The sequence below is a fragment of the Halomonas sp. C10-5 genome (assembly GCF_057169305.1).
In genome coordinates this window covers 1352504-1366849 of sequence record NZ_CP175665.1, presented here as the reverse complement: position 1 = coordinate 1366849, position 14346 = coordinate 1352504, and the positions used below count along the sequence as shown (strand labels likewise).

General features: G+C 62.4%; 14 protein-coding genes and 1 pseudogene. 5 read left to right on the top strand and 10 right to left on the bottom strand.

Annotation, left to right across the window (positions count from 1 at the left end):
• Positions 1-124 precede the first annotated feature (124 nt).
• A complete protein-coding gene (locus tag ACJ7IV_RS06400; RefSeq protein WP_483866272.1) occupies positions 125-475 on the bottom strand; it encodes a hypothetical protein in 351 nt (116 codons plus the stop codon).
• A gap of 208 nt (positions 476-683) precedes the next feature.
• On the opposite strand from ACJ7IV_RS06400, the gene ACJ7IV_RS06395 reads away from it, so the two are divergent.
• On the top strand, positions 684-1940 hold the full coding sequence (locus ACJ7IV_RS06395) for an ISL3 family transposase (protein ID WP_483866271.1): 1257 nt from the start codon (positions 684-686) through the stop codon (positions 1938-1940).
• A gap of 27 nt (positions 1941-1967) precedes the next feature.
• Here the strand turns inward: ACJ7IV_RS06395 and ACJ7IV_RS06390 are convergent, their stop codons facing one another.
• Complete coding sequence (locus ACJ7IV_RS06390) at positions 1968-2198, bottom strand: hypothetical protein (RefSeq protein ID WP_483866270.1); 231 nt, start codon at positions 2196-2198, stop codon at positions 1968-1970.
• A gap of 618 nt (positions 2199-2816) precedes the next feature.
• Between ACJ7IV_RS06390 and ACJ7IV_RS06385 the strand changes: the two are divergent.
• Positions 2817-2882 (top strand): annotated as a pseudogene (locus tag ACJ7IV_RS06385) (phage integrase N-terminal SAM-like domain-containing protein); the annotation flags it as partial.
• A gap of 407 nt (positions 2883-3289) precedes the next feature.
• Here ACJ7IV_RS06385 and ACJ7IV_RS06380 read toward each other — a convergent pair.
• From ACJ7IV_RS06380 to ACJ7IV_RS06350, 7 genes are all read right to left on the bottom strand, one after another.
• The gene (locus tag ACJ7IV_RS06380; RefSeq protein WP_483866269.1) at positions 3290-3790 is read right to left on the bottom strand and encodes a VOC family protein; all 501 of its coding nucleotides are present in this window, start codon (positions 3788-3790) and stop codon (positions 3290-3292) included.
• A gap of 203 nt (positions 3791-3993) precedes the next feature.
• Positions 3994-4695: an aspartate/glutamate racemase family protein gene (locus ACJ7IV_RS06375; protein ID WP_483866268.1), complete on the bottom strand. Its 702-nt coding sequence runs from the start codon at positions 4693-4695 to the stop codon at positions 3994-3996.
• 97 nt (positions 4696-4792) lie between these two features.
• Positions 4793-5359 carry a tellurite resistance methyltransferase TehB gene (gene tehB / locus ACJ7IV_RS06370; protein WP_483866267.1) on the bottom strand — a complete coding sequence of 189 codons (567 nt, stop codon included), beginning with the start codon at positions 5357-5359 and terminating at the stop codon, positions 4793-4795.
• A gap of 105 nt (positions 5360-5464) precedes the next feature.
• Complete coding sequence (locus ACJ7IV_RS06365) at positions 5465-6148, bottom strand: DNA-3-methyladenine glycosylase I (protein ID WP_483866266.1); 684 nt, start codon at positions 6146-6148, stop codon at positions 5465-5467.
• Entirely contained in the window at positions 6145-8028 is a 1884-nt protein-coding gene (locus tag ACJ7IV_RS06360) for an ABC transporter ATP-binding protein (protein WP_483866265.1), read from the bottom strand. The genes ACJ7IV_RS06365 and ACJ7IV_RS06360 overlap by 4 nt, the downstream gene beginning before the upstream one ends.
• A 54-nt stretch (positions 8029-8082) precedes the next feature.
• Positions 8083-8562, bottom strand: a complete 480-nt coding sequence (locus ACJ7IV_RS06355) for an SRPBCC family protein (RefSeq protein WP_483866264.1) — start codon at positions 8560-8562, stop codon at positions 8083-8085.
• Between the two features lie 40 nt (positions 8563-8602).
• Positions 8603-9058, bottom strand: coding sequence for an aminoacyl-tRNA deacylase (locus ACJ7IV_RS06350; RefSeq protein ID WP_483866263.1), 456 nt, complete (start codon positions 9056-9058; stop codon positions 8603-8605).
• Between the two features lie 220 nt (positions 9059-9278).
• Between ACJ7IV_RS06350 and ACJ7IV_RS06345 the strand changes: the two genes are divergently transcribed.
• Together ACJ7IV_RS06345 and ACJ7IV_RS06340 are read left to right on the top strand one after the other, a co-directional pair.
• Positions 9279-10898 (top strand): BCCT family transporter, encoded by a 1620-nt coding sequence (locus tag ACJ7IV_RS06345; protein WP_483866262.1) that lies wholly within the window; start codon positions 9279-9281, stop codon positions 10896-10898.
• On the top strand, positions 10870-11346 hold the full coding sequence (locus ACJ7IV_RS06340) for a universal stress protein (RefSeq protein ID WP_483866261.1): 477 nt from the start codon (positions 10870-10872) through the stop codon (positions 11344-11346). Before ACJ7IV_RS06345 ends, ACJ7IV_RS06340 begins: the two co-directional genes overlap by 29 nt.
• 122 nt (positions 11347-11468) lie before the next feature.
• On the opposite strand, the gene ACJ7IV_RS06335 is transcribed toward ACJ7IV_RS06340, so the two are convergent.
• Complete coding sequence (locus ACJ7IV_RS06335) at positions 11469-13673, bottom strand: OsmC domain/YcaO domain-containing protein (RefSeq protein WP_483866260.1); 2205 nt, start codon at positions 13671-13673, stop codon at positions 11469-11471.
• A 176-nt stretch (positions 13674-13849) separates the two neighbouring features.
• On the opposite strand from ACJ7IV_RS06335, the gene ACJ7IV_RS06330 reads away from it, so the two are divergent.
• A complete protein-coding gene (locus tag ACJ7IV_RS06330) occupies positions 13850-14344 on the top strand; it encodes a CIA30 family protein (RefSeq protein ID WP_483866259.1) in 495 nt (164 codons plus the stop codon).
• Positions 14345-14346: the final 2 nt, after the last annotated feature.

The following is a 14346-nucleotide window of genomic DNA, read 5'->3' as shown; positions in this document are numbered from 1 at the left end:
GGATTTAGCAACGCTCTTATATACAGATTTAACCAGCTCAAAACAATTACTCATTTTTCATACAAGAACCACAAAGCAGTGAAATCACCCACAAGCGTAGCTATATTCAAAGCAGTTTGCATGGTCACCGCTGCTGTCGAGCCTTACGTTCATCAGCGCGCTTAATTAATATAATCCTACTGGCCATTTCTAAATCTTTCTCTCGAATAGCCTGCCGAGCAACCCTTTCATCAATGGGCCCGTTAATGCCGCGTCGCATAATTTGGTAGAAACGATCAGATTCTTTCTTGCACCAGTCAGAAATAATAGGCGATAGAGAATTAACTCCGGAAACACCATCATCAAGTTCAATAACAGCCTTATACATACAGACCATTATATCTTCGTTCGCTTTTTTTGCCTCCAGATCCTGCGCAAAAACCTGGCTTGACGCTATTATCACGAAGATAAGTGCAGCCGGATATTTCAAAATCATATTATTTCCTTTAATTATCTCAGCATTCCTGATTGGAAGAATAACGCCTCATCAAGAGGCTTAAAAAAGTTGGTTAAAATAATCGACAAAGGCGGGAAACCATTTTTTCAATTTTGAATGGCTTTTTTATGGCTCTTCGTCGTTGGGTGTGGAATTCGCCCCCTGAGCTGGGCCAGGATATGGCCTCCACGACGACAGGAGGCATGGCATGGACGGCACCCAGATTCTGACCCTCGGCCTGGGCCTGGAAGCGCCCTGGATCCTCAAGGACCAGCACCTGGATACCGCCGTGTCACCCCACCGGCTGGACCTCTACGTCGAGGCCGAGCGGGGCAGCCTCTACCCCTGTCCTGACTGCGGCAAGGCCTGCCCGGCTCACGACTTCGCCGACAAGGCCTGGCGGCATCTGAACTTCTTCCAGCACCACTGCTACCTGCATGCTCGCGTGCCGCGTACCAAGTGCCCGGTGCATGGCGTCAAGCGTATCGAGGTCCCTTGGGCGCGGCCGGGCAGCGACTTCACCCTGCTGTTCGAGCAAGCCGCCATGTCGTTGGTCAAGGAGATGCCGGTGCTGGCCGTCTCCCGGCAGCTGGAGATCTCCGACAAGCGGCTGTGGCGCATCGTGCATCACTACGTCGGTCGGATGCTGGGGGAGCTGGACCTGTCCAAGGTGGCCACCGTCGGTGTTGATGAAACCGCCTCCCGGCGCGGCCAGCGCTATGTGACGGTGTTCCTCGATATGCAGCGCAAGCAGGAGCCGGTGATCTTCGCCGTCCCCGGCCACGGCAAGGACACCATCAAGGCCTTCAGCGCCTTCCTGGCGGCTCATGGCGGCGATCCGGACAACGTGGCCGAGGTCGTCTGTGACATGTCACAGGCCTTCCTGAGCGGCGTGGCCGAGCATCTTCCCAGGGCCGAGGTCACGGTCGACTGGTTTCATATCGTGCAGACCTTCACCAAGCGGCTGGACGAGGTACGCAAGAAGGAGCGCCGGGAGCAGGGACACCCCAAGTCGCTGCGCTGGGCCCTGCTGAAGAGCCTGGAAAACGAGAACCTGACGCCCAAGCAGCTGGCGGCGCTCCAGGAACTGGTGGCTGACCAGAGCGCCACGTCCGACGCCTGGGTGATCAAGGAGAAGCTGCGCTGGATCCAGAAGGCCCCGACACCGCGAGCGGCCCGGTGGCGTATCACGAACTACCTCAAGGTCATGAAGGCGGCGGTCTCGGAGAAGCCACTGCTGAAGCCCATGGGAAAAGCTCTGGAGACGCTGGAGCGGCACACCGACGCGGTGGTCAGGCGCTGGATCTCGGGGCTGACGAACGCGCGACTGGAAGGGATGAACGGCTTGTTCCAGGCGGCTCGTTCACGCGCACGCGGCTACCGGAACGAGGCCAACTTCATCGCCATGATCTACCTGATTGGTAGCCCAGTGGGCCGCCTGTTCGATCAGGCCAAATCCACGTGAAGTGACGAAGAACCTTTTTTATAAAGTTTATTTTCGTAACCACGCAACAGCTTGATCATATATATCATAATAATTTGGATCCTCTTTTTTTATTATTTCACGTTGCTTCAGAGTGGAATACCAAGTCATACCCCAAATAAGAGTCAACAAGAAAATAGCCGAATAAGGGTATTGCGCTTTCCAAGGAAGTATACCCATCCATTTTTCAGCATTTAAAAATGAAAAATCCAATAGCAGTTTTGATAGAGTGACTACCATTAAGTTTATCATGTACAATGTTGTCACGGATTTTAGTGCGATTGATACAAATAGAGCTTTAACATTCGCTCTTTTAAAATAAAAAACAAATAAAAAAGAGAAAGAAATATAAAAATACCAACCTCTTTATATATTTTCAAATTACCCCACAAATCTAACCATATGAACTCCGCAAACTCTGAGTTGACGACTATTTTTGATAAAACCCAGATGAAAGAAAGCAATGCACATATTGCTAGATTAAATAATAAATACTTAATACTACTTTTTAATGGGCTTTTGAATCCACAAATAACACTTAAAGCAAATTTCCTAAAGTTGAACAACACGACTCTCCAAAACTATATAGCAGGTATTAGACAGGGCGCTCGTTTATTGACTTGAACGAGCAACAGCGTTCAACAATCTTATCAGCACATTTTTTTAGCTAACCCTTTGATTTCATGGCACCCAAAGAAAACCTTGGCAAACTAAAAAGAATTCACGTGCTTGCACGCTTTGCCAACACCAATAATACTGCATGTACATCCATTAATCTGGCGAGTAGGAGTATGGATACGCACAGCAAACCGCCAAAGCTGATGGACCGGATAGGTCCACCCTGCGGATGAAACGCTACACCCGCGCACCGAGAAGACCTACTGCTACTGGATTCGCTACTTCATTCGTTTCTATAGCGTATAACATCCCGCCAGCATGGGAGGCCATGCGGTGAAATCGCTGATAACTCGGACCATTACTGTAGCTTTTCGATAGCAGGGAGAAACTTCCGGCACGCTACCGCCACTACCCGGCAAGCCGTGATGGCTCTCTGCCATCCCTGCGGTAGTCCCTGCGCTGCGTGTGGTGGCATATCGCCTGGTCGTCTAAGCAACCTTAACGGCTTAGCGTATGCGAAGAAGCCGATGTATGCCACACCCGATTGGTCGCAGGCGTCGCTCAAGGGTTGCCGGCATCAACGCCAGCCGCCTAAGCATCACGCCGCCCAAACGCAAGGCCCCCGAGCCAGGTGAGTGACTCGGGGGCCTTGCTTGGGCGGTCAACACTAAGCATCAGCGGCGGCAAGCGGCGCCGTCCGCTGCATGCTGCTGTCATGTCGACGGCTTCTCGCCACGAATCGCCGCTTCGATCACGGCGATGTCGATCTTCTTCATCGTCATCATGGCATCGAACGCCCGCTTGGCGGCGGCGCGGTCGGGGCTGGTGTAGGCCCTGGTCAACGCGATGGGGGTAATCTGCCAGGAGACGCCCCACTTGTCCTTGCACCAGCCGCACTCGAGCTCCTGGCCGCCGTTGCCGACGATCGCCTTCCAGTAACGGTCGGTCTCGGCCTGGTCCTGGGTGGCCACCTGGAACGAGAACGCCTCGTTGTGCTGGATGCCTGGCCCACCGTTAAGCCCCAGGCAGGGTATGCCCATCACGGTGAACTCGACGGTCAAGACATCACCCTGCTTGCCCGCCGGGTAGTCTCCCGGTGCGCGGTGAACCGCACCGACGGAGGAATCGGGAAAGGTGCTGGCATAGAAGTTCGCCGCCTCTTCGGCATCGCGTTCGTACCAGAGGCAAATCGTGTTCTTGGCAATCGTCGTCATAGGCGCCTCCATCATGGCTACAGGTCGGGTACCGCCCGGTCGCTTCCCTCCAGGCACAGGGGCACGGCCAAGTGGCCGATGCCGATTCAACCTTGAGTTCTACCGGGACCTCTCACCCAGTAGTCGCGCGACGACGGCCCAGATCGACAACCGGCGAGAGTATTTCCATGGTGGCCGATCCGAAGGGGCTTCGCCGGCAGGCGCTATGACGCCGGAGCCACAAGGGCGGCCTCCACCGCCTGTTCGGCGTGGATGGCGGTGGTGTCGAAGAGGGGCACGTCTGTATCGCCGGGCTGGATCAGCAGCCCGATCTCCGTGCAGCCAAGGATGACGCCCTGGGCGCCCTGCCCGGCCAGCGAGGCCACGATCTCCAGGTAGTCGGCTTTCGAGTCCGCGCGGATCTCGCCGCGGCACAGCTCGTCGTAGATGACGGCGTGCACCCGTTCGCGCTGGGCGGCGTCGGGAATCAGCACTTGGATGCCCTGCGCCTCCAGGCGCTCGCGGTAGAAGGCCTGCTCCATGGTGAAGTGGGTGCCGAGCAGCCCCACCCGGTCCACGCCCTGCCGGTGCAACTCGTTGGCGGTGGCATCGGCAATGTGCAGCAGGGGGATATCCACGGCCTGCTCGAGCTGCGGGGCGACCTTGTGCATGGTGTTGGTGCACAGCACCAGGAAGTCGGCGCCGGCCGCCGCCAGGGAGCGGGCCGCCGCGCCGAGGATCTGCGCCGTGGCCGCCCAGTCGCCGCGGTGCTGCAGCGCCTCGATCTCGGCGAAGTCCACGCTGTAGAGCACCAGCCGGGCGGAGTGCAGCCCGCCCAGCCGCGCCTTCACCCCCTGATTGATGAGGCGGTAGTAGGTCTGGGTCGATTCCCAACTCATGCCGCCGATCAGCCCTATGGTCTTCATCGTCTGCCCTCCTCTACCCGGAACCCAGAGCGTCATGCAGGACAGGACCACAACGCAAGGCCCCCGAGCCATGGAGTGACTCGGGGGCCTGGTGGGGCTACTCGGGCTTGCGCGCCAGCAGGGTGGCGAACTGCAACCGCGCGCCATTGTGCATGGTGCCGACATCCTCGTTGTACTTGACCAGCTCCCACCCCGCATAGACCTCGCGCAGTTGCCCCTCGCCGAAGGTGAAGGGGAAGCCCACCGGGCATGGGTAGGCCTGCGTATCCATGGCACAGACGATGGTGTTGTATCCCCCGGGCAGGGTGTGCGCCTGCATGTCGGCGATCACCGCTTCGACACGCGCCGGGTCGAGGAACATCAGGGTGACGGTGCAGACGATCAGCCCGTAATCCCTGTCCAGGGCGGCACGATTGAGGTCGTAGACCTGGGCATCGAGATTCTCGATTCCCTCGCGATTCACGATCTGCTGCAGCATGTCGATGGCGCCGGGGTTGTTGTCCACCGCGGTCACATCGAAGCCAAGCTGGCTCAGGTAGAGGGCGTTACGCCCGTTGGAGCAGCCCATGTCCAGGGCGCGGCACGGCGCCACCTGCTGGCATGTCTCGACTACTTCGCTATGCGCGGGATTCAGGCCATAGCGGCTGTTCAGATCTGACGACATCGTATGTTCCCCTGCCTTTCTATAAAGAGCATTGATTTTACTCTTTTCAGGACGCAGCGAAACAGCAACCGACCACACGGTGAAGGCTCGGGTCATCGGCTCTCGCTAGAACCTGGGATTGATCGTCAAGGAGAGCATCGCCGAGAGCTGGCAGAGCGGCCTACCGGAAGCCTGCTGCAGCGCGTTGAAGGCGTCCTGCACCCGCTGTTTGTCGCGCTGGCTGGTGGGGGCCTGGTCGACGATGCCGGCGGCGACCAGACGGGCCACCACGTCACTGGTCAGCAAGAAGGTGTCCTTTCCCACCAGGCGCAGGAAGCCGGCCGCCGAGCGCCCGCCCAGGCGCGCGCCTCGCCTGGCCAGCAGTCGCCACAGGCCGACGATGTCGCTGCTCGGCCAGTCGGCGATGAATTCGGCGAAGGTTCCACCGTGCTCCTGTCGAATATCCAGGATGAACTGGGCGTTGCGGGGGATGGTCTGCATCTTGGTTCGATGGCGGATGAGACGCTCATCCTGCATGAAGCCCTCGAGCTGCTCCGGGGTGAGCAGCACCAGGATCTCGGGCGCGAAGCCCCAGAAGGCCTCCTCGAAGGCGGGCCAGCGGGCATCCACCACCGAATGCTGCATCCCGGCCCGGAACACCCGCCGGCTCATGGCGGAGAGGTAGCGGTCATCCCCCAGCCGCTTCAGCTCGTCGGGCGTCAGCGCCCGAGGCAGGAAGGCCTCCATGGCGGCATCGGAGTCGAACCGCTGGCGGACCGTGTCGTGGAGCCATCGGTAATCCAGAGTCATGCCTGCCTCGCCGTGTCGGTGCCATTCCCTTCCTCCACATCCACCCCGATGAAGCCGCCGGACTGGCGGCGCCACAGGGCGGCGTAGAGGCCGTCTCGTGCCAGCAGCTCGCGGTGGCTGCCGCTCTCCACGATACGCCCCTCGTCGATCACAACCAGGCGGTCGAGCATGGCGATGGTGGAGAGGCGGTGGGCGATGGCGATCACCGTCTTGCCCTCCATCAGGGTGTAGAGCTGCTCCTGGATCGCCGCTTCCACCTCGGAGTCCAGCGCCGAGGTGGCCTCGTCCAGGACCAGGATGGGGGCGTTCTTGAGCAGCACCCGGGCGATGGCGATGCGCTGGCGCTGGCCACCGGAGAGCTTCACGCCCCGTTCGCCGACGTGGGCATCCAGGCCGCGGCGCCCCTGCAGGTCCACCAGCTCGTCGATGAAGGTATCGGCATGGGCGCGGCGCACCGCCTCCTGGATCGCTTCCTCGCTCGCCTCCGGGCTGCCGTAGCGGATGTTGTCGCGCACCGAACGGTGCAGAAGCGAGGTGTCCTGGGTGACCATGCCGATGTTGCGTCGCAACGACTCCTGGGTCACCTCGGCGATGTCCTGGCCGTCGATCAGGATGCGCCCGCCCTCCAGGTCGTAGAAGCGCAGCAGCAGGTTGGCTAGGGTCGACTTGCCGGCGCCGGAGCGGCCGATCAGCCCAACCTTCTCGCCCGGGGCGATGGTCAGGTCCAAGCCGTCGAACACCCTCCGGCCCTCCCCGTCCGGCCGTTCGTAGCCGAAGCGCAGCGCCTCGAAGCGGATCTCGCCGCGGGGCACCGTGAGCGCGCCGGCGTCGGGGGCGTCGGTCACCGCCGGCTCCCGGGCGATGGTGTTGATGCCGTCCTGCACGGTGCCGATGTTCTCGAACAGGCTCGCCACCTCCCAGAGGATCCAGTTGGACATGAAGCGGATGCGCATCACCAGGGCGATGGCCACGGCGATGACGCCGAGCGACACCGCCTCTAGGTACCAGGCGCCGATGGCCATGGCCGCCACCCCGGCCAGCAGCAGCGAGTTGAGCAGGGTCAGGCTGACGGTGAGACCGGTGGCCAGGCGCATCTGGCGGTACACCGTGGTCATGAAGCCCTCCATGGCATCGCGAGCGTAGTCCTGCTCGCGGCGGGTGTCGGCGAACAGCTTGATGGTCTGGATGTTGCTGTAGCTGTCGACGATGCGTCCGGTCATCACCGCCCGGGCGTCGGCCTGCTCCATGGAGACCCGGCGCAGGCGCGGCACGAAGACCCGCATGATGACGAGATAGCCGACGAGCCACAGCACCAGCGGCAGCATCAGCCAGGGCTCGGCACCGCCCATCAGCAGCATGGCGCCGGCGAAGTAGACGATCACGTAGACCATCAGGTCCATCAGCTTCATCACCGTCTCGCGGATCGCCAGCGCCGTCTGCATCACCTTCTGTGAGACCCGCCCGGCGAACTCGTCCTGGTAGAAAGCCAGGCTCTGGCCCAGCATGTGGCGGTGCGCCAGCCAGCGGCCGATCATCGGGTAATTGCCGAAGATGCTCTGGTGGGTCACCAGCGCCTGGAGCAGGGTGATCAGCGGCAGGCCAACCACCACAAGCGCCGCCATGCCGACCAGGCGCCAGCCGTATTCGGCGAAGAAGCCCTCCCGCTCGGCGCCGGCCAGCCAGTCCACCAGGTCGCCCATGTAACCGAAGAAGACCACCTCCGCCGCCGAAACCAGAGCGGTGAGCAGCGACATCACGATCAACAGCGGCTGCACCGGCCGGGAGAAGTGCAGGATGAAGGGGAAGAGACCCCGCGGCGGCGTGCCGGGTTCGCCGGAGGGATACGGGTCTACCAGTTGCTCGAAGTAGCGAAACAGCATGGCAGCGGTCCCGTTGCAAAGCGTGGATTCAGACTCGGTCAAACGGCCAGCGTCTCACAGATGGGCCAAGTCCAACAGCCGCACACCGAGACGGCGGGCGAGCCCCTCGGCACCGTTTCGCATCACCGCATGGTGGCTCCAGACGAACAACGGACGAGCCAGCGGAGCCACCAGATTCATCCACGGCCGGGTGGTGCGCACCTGCCACTCGTGGCACACCCGAGTCACCCCGGCCTGCTCACTGACCCGCCAGCGACCAACACCGCACACATCACCGCTGGCCGCGCCCTCGATGAGCCATGGCCTGACGACACGGATCACCCGCATATCGAAGCACAGGCGATAGCCCAGGCGGCTTTGCCAGGTGTAGTGGTAGACCCGCCCCGTACCGTCATCCGCCCCCGTGTCACGCTCCTCCACGGCGAGCAGGCCCGGCCACCAGTCGGGCCACAGGGGCACCTCACCGAGGGTGTCGAACACCTGGCTGATGGGCGCTTCCAGGTACCAGAGAGTGGTCAGGGAGTAGGTCGCCATGCCCACGTCGCTGTCAGACAGCGCGCCCGGCTGACCACCCTCACAATGACACTTCGATGGGATTCACGAGCCGCTGGAAGTCCCCGTAGGAGAGCTGCATGACGTCCGTGTGGTTGCCGGCATTGAAGGCGATGCGATCGGCGGCGGTCAGGTGCGGGGACACGAATACCTCCATCCCGAAAAGATTACCGAAGGGCGGCATCGCGCCGACTTCGCAATCCGGGAAACTCTCCAGGAACTCATCCTCTCTGGCCAGTTCCACGGATGTTGCGCCGACGGATTGTGCCATGCGCTTGAGGTCCACCTGATCGGATGCCGGCAGCACCACCTGCGCCAGCCGTCCGTCGATCTTTACCATCACGCACTTGGCGAAATGCCTGCCGGTCACATGGACGGACTCGGCGACCTCCTGAGCGGTATAGGCGGGAGAGTGCTGCAGAATGGAATACTTGATGTTCTGCTCATCGAGATGCTGTCTCACTCGCTCCATGGACATGGCGTTCACCTTTCTCGTTGCCGCGACAGAGCACTGCTATCTCTACAAGAGTAGTCAGCATCGCAGCAGCGGGCCTCACGGATCGCCTGGCCCACACCCGCCTGCGACACGGACCGCTCATCGATGGCTCAGGCTGGGCGGCACGCGCCTGCAGCGACTCACGCCCTGTGCTAGCGTGGAGACTCCGCCATAGGCATTGACCAACGCAACGGAGGCGCATGTGCTGACATGGCTACAGCGTCGGCTCGGGCTCCAGACCATACCCGGAGTCTTCTTCACCTCGGCCGGCATCGCGGCGCTGTTCGTCGGGATAGCCATTCCCTTTGACGAGGCCGTTGCCAGCAGTTTTGGCCTGCTGACCGGCTGGGTCGCCGCCAACCTGGGCTGGTTCTATATTCTCGTGGTCAGTGCACTGCTGATCTTCCTGCTCGGCCTGGCCGTCAGCCGCTATGGCAATATCCGGCTGGGCGCCGACGACAGTCGTCCCGACTACTCCAACCTGACCTGGTTCACCATGCTGTTCGCCGCCGGCATCGGGACCATCCTGATGTTCTGGGGCGTGGCGGAGCCGATTTCCCACTTCGCCCGCCCACCCTTCGATGGCGTCACGCCACGCTCGGAGCAGGCGGCCAGCGATGCAATGACCCTCGCGCTGTACCACTTCGGCCTGCACACCTGGACCATCTTTGCCCTGCCGGGCCTGGCGATCGGTTACTTTGCCTATCGCCATGACCTACCCATGCGCATCAGCAGCCTGTTCTACCCCATTCTCGGCGAGCGGGCCTTCGGGCCCTGGGGGTGGACCATCGATGTGATCGCGGTGCTGGGCACCCTGTTCGGGGTGGCCACGTCGCTGGGGCTCGGCACGCTGCAGCTGAACAGCGGCCTGAACTATCTGGTCGGTGCTCCTTCCAGCCCACTGGTCCAGGTCGGCCTGATCGCCGTCATCACCGGCATCGCCGCGACCTCTGTCGCACTCGGGCTGGACAAGGGTGTTCGCCGGCTCTCCCAGGTCAATATCCTGCTGGCCGTGGTACTGCTGGCCTTTGTGCTTCTCGCTGGCCCCAGCGTATTCATCGCCGAGGGCATGGTGCAGAGCGTGGGCGACTACCTCAGCGCCCTGCCCTGGCTGGCCTTCTGGACCGAGACCTACAAGGAGACCGACTGGCAGCGGCAGTGGACCCTCTTCTACTGGGCCTGGACCATCTCCTGGGCGCCCTACGTCGGCATCTTCATTGCCCGCATTTCACGGGGACGCACCATTCGCGAGTTCGTGGCCGGCGTGCTGTTTGCCCCCACGGCCTTCACGCTGGTCTGGTTCGGCATCTTCGGGCTCTCGGCCATCCAGGCGGAAATGAGCGGTCAGCTGACGCTCGCCGGGCAGGTGCAGCAGGATCCCTCGGTGGCCATCTTCGCCTTCCTCGAGGGGCTGCCGCTGACCAGCGTGGTATCGGCCTTGAGCGTGGCCATTATCGTAATCTTCTTTACCACCTCGTCGGATTCCGCCTCGCTGGTGATCGACATGCTGACCCGTCGCGATGACCAGCCTTCGCTGGTTCGCCAGCGGATCTTCTGGGCCGTCGCCCAGGGGGTGATTGCCGCGACGCTTCTGCTGGCCGGCGGCCTGGACGCCCTGCAGAACGTGATTACCGCGCTGGGCCTGCCCTTCTGCATTCTGCTGGTGTTCATGGCGATAGCGCTTTTCAGGGCACTGCGAGCGGACTATCGCGGCTTCGGCGTCGATGCGCTGGTCCAGGGGAGAGTATTTCCCGAGGTCGAGGCCACTTCCGCGGTGAAACAGGAGACCACCGATGTACCAGAAACTATTGCTCGCCATTGATCCGGAAGACGATGGCGAAGGCAAGTGCGCGATCGAGGCGGCCATGGAGCTGCTGGCCGATGACGGCGAGCTTCACCTGGCCAGCGTCTATCATCCCGGCGGCGGCGGCTTCTTCCCCCATGTGACGGAAGAAGCCCCGGAGCAGAAGGAAGCCGAGGTTCACAAGACCCTGGACCTGCTCGTGCGCAAGTACCTGCCGCTGGATCACAACGCGACGCTGCACGTGGTGGCAGGCAACGCCGGGGAGAAGCTGGTGGGCCTGGCGGGTCAGCTCGGTGCCGACCTGATGATCCTGGTGTCCCGTGGGAGCAGTGGCCGCTGGCCACTGCGCCGTGCCACCGTGGAGTACGTGGCGGTGAACGCCCCGTGTCGGGTGCTGGTGCTGCCGGCACTGGAGAAAGGTGACACTGCCGCTGGTGGCAGGGCGAGCAAGGACGCGGAGCCGTAGCAAGCCACCTCACTGCGCGGCACCATGCAACCACAAGGCCCGCCCGGCAAATGTCGGGCGGGCGTCGTTCTTGCCACTACCATGCCACTACAGCCATCAGGCCAGGCGAGTCGCCGGGATCGTCAGACCGCCCTGGCCGCCCGCGCCGCATGCAGCTTCCTGTAGCTCTCGATCAGGCGCTGGTGTTTCTCCAGCCCCTCGAGCGCCATGCTGGTGGGCGTCAGGCCCGGGAAGCGCTGCGTGCCCTGTACCGAGCCGATCACCGATTCGATGGTCGCCTCGCCGAACATCCGGCCCAGGTTATGGCGGAAGTCGTCGAGCTCGAGCTCGTCGTCCAGCACGATCTCCAGCACCGCCTGCACCGCCTGGTAGAAGAGATTGCGCTCCACGGTGTTGTCGTTGAACTGCAGGAACATCTCGACCCGCTCCAGCGCCTCCTCGTGCTGGCCCAGCGCCAGGTGGATCAACAGCTTCAGCTCGAGGATGGTCAGCTGGCCCCACTCGGTGTTCTCGTCGAACTCGATACCGATCAGGGTGATGATCGTCATGTGCTCGTCGAGCTGGCTCTCCTCCAGGCGCTCGAGCAGCGCGGCCAGGGCCGCGTCATCCAGGCGGTGCAGGTTGAGGATATCCTCGCGGTAGTCCAGCGCCATGTTGGTGTTGTCCCACACCAGGTCCTCCAGCGGATAGACCTCGGAGAAGCCCGGCACCAGGATGCGACACACCGGTGCACCGAGCTCGTCGCGCACGGCCGCATACGCCTCGAGCCCCAGCTCCTCGAGGATACCGAACAGGGTCTCGGCCTCCTGTTCGTTGCTGCGAGAACCACTACCCGAGAAGTCCCAGTCGCAGAACTCGATGTCCGAACGGCTGCTGAAGAAGCGCCAGGAGATCACCCCGGAGGAGTCGATGAAGTGCTCCACGTAGTTGTTGGGCTCGGTGACCGCCATTGAGTTGAAGGTGGGCGCCGGGAAGTCGTTGAAGCCCTCCAGGCTGCGCCCCTGGAGCAGCTCGGTGAAGGTGCGCTCCAGGGCCACGTGGAAGCTCGGATGGGCGCCGAAGGAGGCGAACACGCCGCCGGTCTTCGGGTTCATCAGGGTGACGCACATCACCGGGAACTGGCCGCCCAGCGAGGCATCCTTGACCAGCACCGGGTAGCCCTGGGCCTCCAGCGCCTCGATGCCCTCGACGATCTCGGGGTAGCGCTTAAGCACCTCGGCCGGCACGTCGGGCAGTGCCAGCTCCTGTTCGATGATCTGCTTCTTCACCGCCCGCTCGAAGATCTCCGAGAGACACTGCACCTGGGCCTCGGCCAGGGTGTTCCCCGCGCTCATGCCGTTGCTCAGGTAGAGATTCTCGATCAGGTTCGAGGGGAAGTAGACCGTCTCGCCGTCGGAGTGGCGCACGAAGGGCAGCGAGACGATGCCGCGATCGGCCCGGCCGGAGTTGGTATCGATCAGATGGGAGGCGCAGAGCTCCCCCTCCGGGTCGTAGATCTCGCGGGTGGTATCGTCGAGGATCCCCTCGGGCAGGGCATCATCGGGCCCCGGCAGGAACCACTTCTCGTTGGGGTAGTGGACGAACTCGGCGTTGGCGATCTCCTCGCCGAAGAACTGGTCGTTGTAGAAGAAGTTGAAGTTGGTGCGCTCGATGAACTCGCCCAGTGCCGAACAGAGCGCGCTCTCCTTGGTGGCGCCCTTGCCGTTGGTGAAGCACATCGGCGAGGCGGCATCGCGGATATGCAGCGACCAGACGTGGGGCACGATATTGCGCCAGGAGGCGATCTCGATCTTCATGCCGAGCTCGGCCAGGATCCCGGTCATGTTGGCGATGGTCTGCTCCAGCGGCAGATCCTTGCCCTCGATCCAGGTGCCCTCGCCGCGCTCGGCGCCCTTGGGCACACCCGTCAGCATGGCCTGGGCGTCCTCGTCGATATTCTCGACCACCTCGACGTCGAACTCGGGACCTTCCTGCACCACCCGCTTCACCGTGCAGCGGTCGATGGAGCGCAGGATGCCCTGGCGATCCTTGTCGGAGATATCCTCCGGCAGCTCCACCTGGATCTTGAAGATCTGCTTGTAGCGGTTCTCCGGGTCGACGATGTTGTTCTGCGACAGCCGGATGTTCTCGGTGGGGATATCCCGGGCGTTGCAGTAGACCTTGACGAAGTAGGCCGCGCACATCGCCGAGGAGGCCAGGAAGTAGTCGAAGGGCCCCGGCGCCGAGCCGTCGCCCTTGTAGCGGATGGGCTGGTCGGAGATGACCGTGAAGTCGTCGAACTTGGCCTCCAGGCGGAGGTTGTCGAGATAGTTGACCTTGATTTCCATGGGGCACCGGGGGAGTTGGCGTGGGCCGCGGGGGCAGAAAACACGCCATTATCCAGTTTTTTCCGTCGGGCGTCATGGTGAAGTGGCGGATTGGTACCGCGCAGCCCCCGAGGAGACATCGCGGGCCCAGGCAGGCATGCTGGAATCCTGGTACAGCAGACCCCGGAGGCTTCCCCATGACAGCACGCCTGATCGACTTCCAGGACGCCTGCGAGGCAAGCCGCTGGTACTCCATCAACGACGCCGTGATGGGCGGCGTCTCCCGGGGCGGGCTGCACGCGGAGGACGGCGTCGGGGTGTTCGACGGCGAGACGTCACTGGAGAACAACGGCGGCTTCGCCTCGGTGCGCCGCGACCCCGAGGCCATGGACCTGGGCCAGGCCGCGGGCATCGTGCTGCGCGTGCGCGGCGACGGCAGGGCCTACCAGCTGCGCCTCTACACCAACCAGCTGCCGCAGGGGGCGGCCTACCGCGCCAGCTTCCGGCCCGAGGGGGACGAGTGGCAGGGCGTCGAGCTGCCCTGGCACGCCTTCGAGGCCATGTTCCGGGGGCGACGACTCCCGGAGGTGCCGGCGCTGCATCCTTCGCGGATCACCCAGGTGGGGCTGATGATCGTCGACCGTCAGGCGGGGCCGTTTCGGCTCGAAGTGGCGTGGCTCGGTGCCTGCTGAAT

Excerpts from the sequence above, each read along its gene's own strand:
- ACJ7IV_RS06400 (WP_483866272.1), bottom strand. The coding sequence starts at position 475 with ATGATTTTGAAATATCCGGCTGCACTTATCTTCGTGATAATAGCGTCA.
- ACJ7IV_RS06395 (WP_483866271.1), top strand. The coding sequence starts at position 684 with ATGGACGGCACCCAGATTCTGACCCTCGGCCTGGGCCTGGAAGCGCCC.
- ACJ7IV_RS06390 (WP_483866270.1), bottom strand. The coding sequence starts at position 2,198 with ATGGTAGTCACTCTATCAAAACTGCTATTGGATTTTTCATTTTTAAAT.
- ACJ7IV_RS06380 (WP_483866269.1), bottom strand. The coding sequence starts at position 3,790 with ATGACGACGATTGCCAAGAACACGATTTGCCTCTGGTACGAACGCGAT.
- ACJ7IV_RS06375 (WP_483866268.1), bottom strand. The coding sequence starts at position 4,695 with ATGAAGACCATAGGGCTGATCGGCGGCATGAGTTGGGAATCGACCCAG.
- tehB (WP_483866267.1), bottom strand. The coding sequence starts at position 5,359 with ATGTCGTCAGATCTGAACAGCCGCTATGGCCTGAATCCCGCGCATAGC.
- ACJ7IV_RS06365 (WP_483866266.1), bottom strand. The coding sequence starts at position 6,148 with ATGACTCTGGATTACCGATGGCTCCACGACACGGTCCGCCAGCGGTTC.
- ACJ7IV_RS06360 (WP_483866265.1), bottom strand. The coding sequence starts at position 8,028 with ATGCTGTTTCGCTACTTCGAGCAACTGGTAGACCCGTATCCCTCCGGC.
- ACJ7IV_RS06355 (WP_483866264.1), bottom strand. The coding sequence starts at position 8,562 with ATGGCGACCTACTCCCTGACCACTCTCTGGTACCTGGAAGCGCCCATC.
- ACJ7IV_RS06350 (WP_483866263.1), bottom strand. The coding sequence starts at position 9,058 with ATGTCCATGGAGCGAGTGAGACAGCATCTCGATGAGCAGAACATCAAG.
- ACJ7IV_RS06340 (WP_483866261.1), top strand. The coding sequence starts at position 10,870 with ATGTACCAGAAACTATTGCTCGCCATTGATCCGGAAGACGATGGCGAA.
- ACJ7IV_RS06335 (WP_483866260.1), bottom strand. The coding sequence starts at position 13,673 with ATGGAAATCAAGGTCAACTATCTCGACAACCTCCGCCTGGAGGCCAAG.
- ACJ7IV_RS06330 (WP_483866259.1), top strand. The coding sequence starts at position 13,850 with ATGACAGCACGCCTGATCGACTTCCAGGACGCCTGCGAGGCAAGCCGC.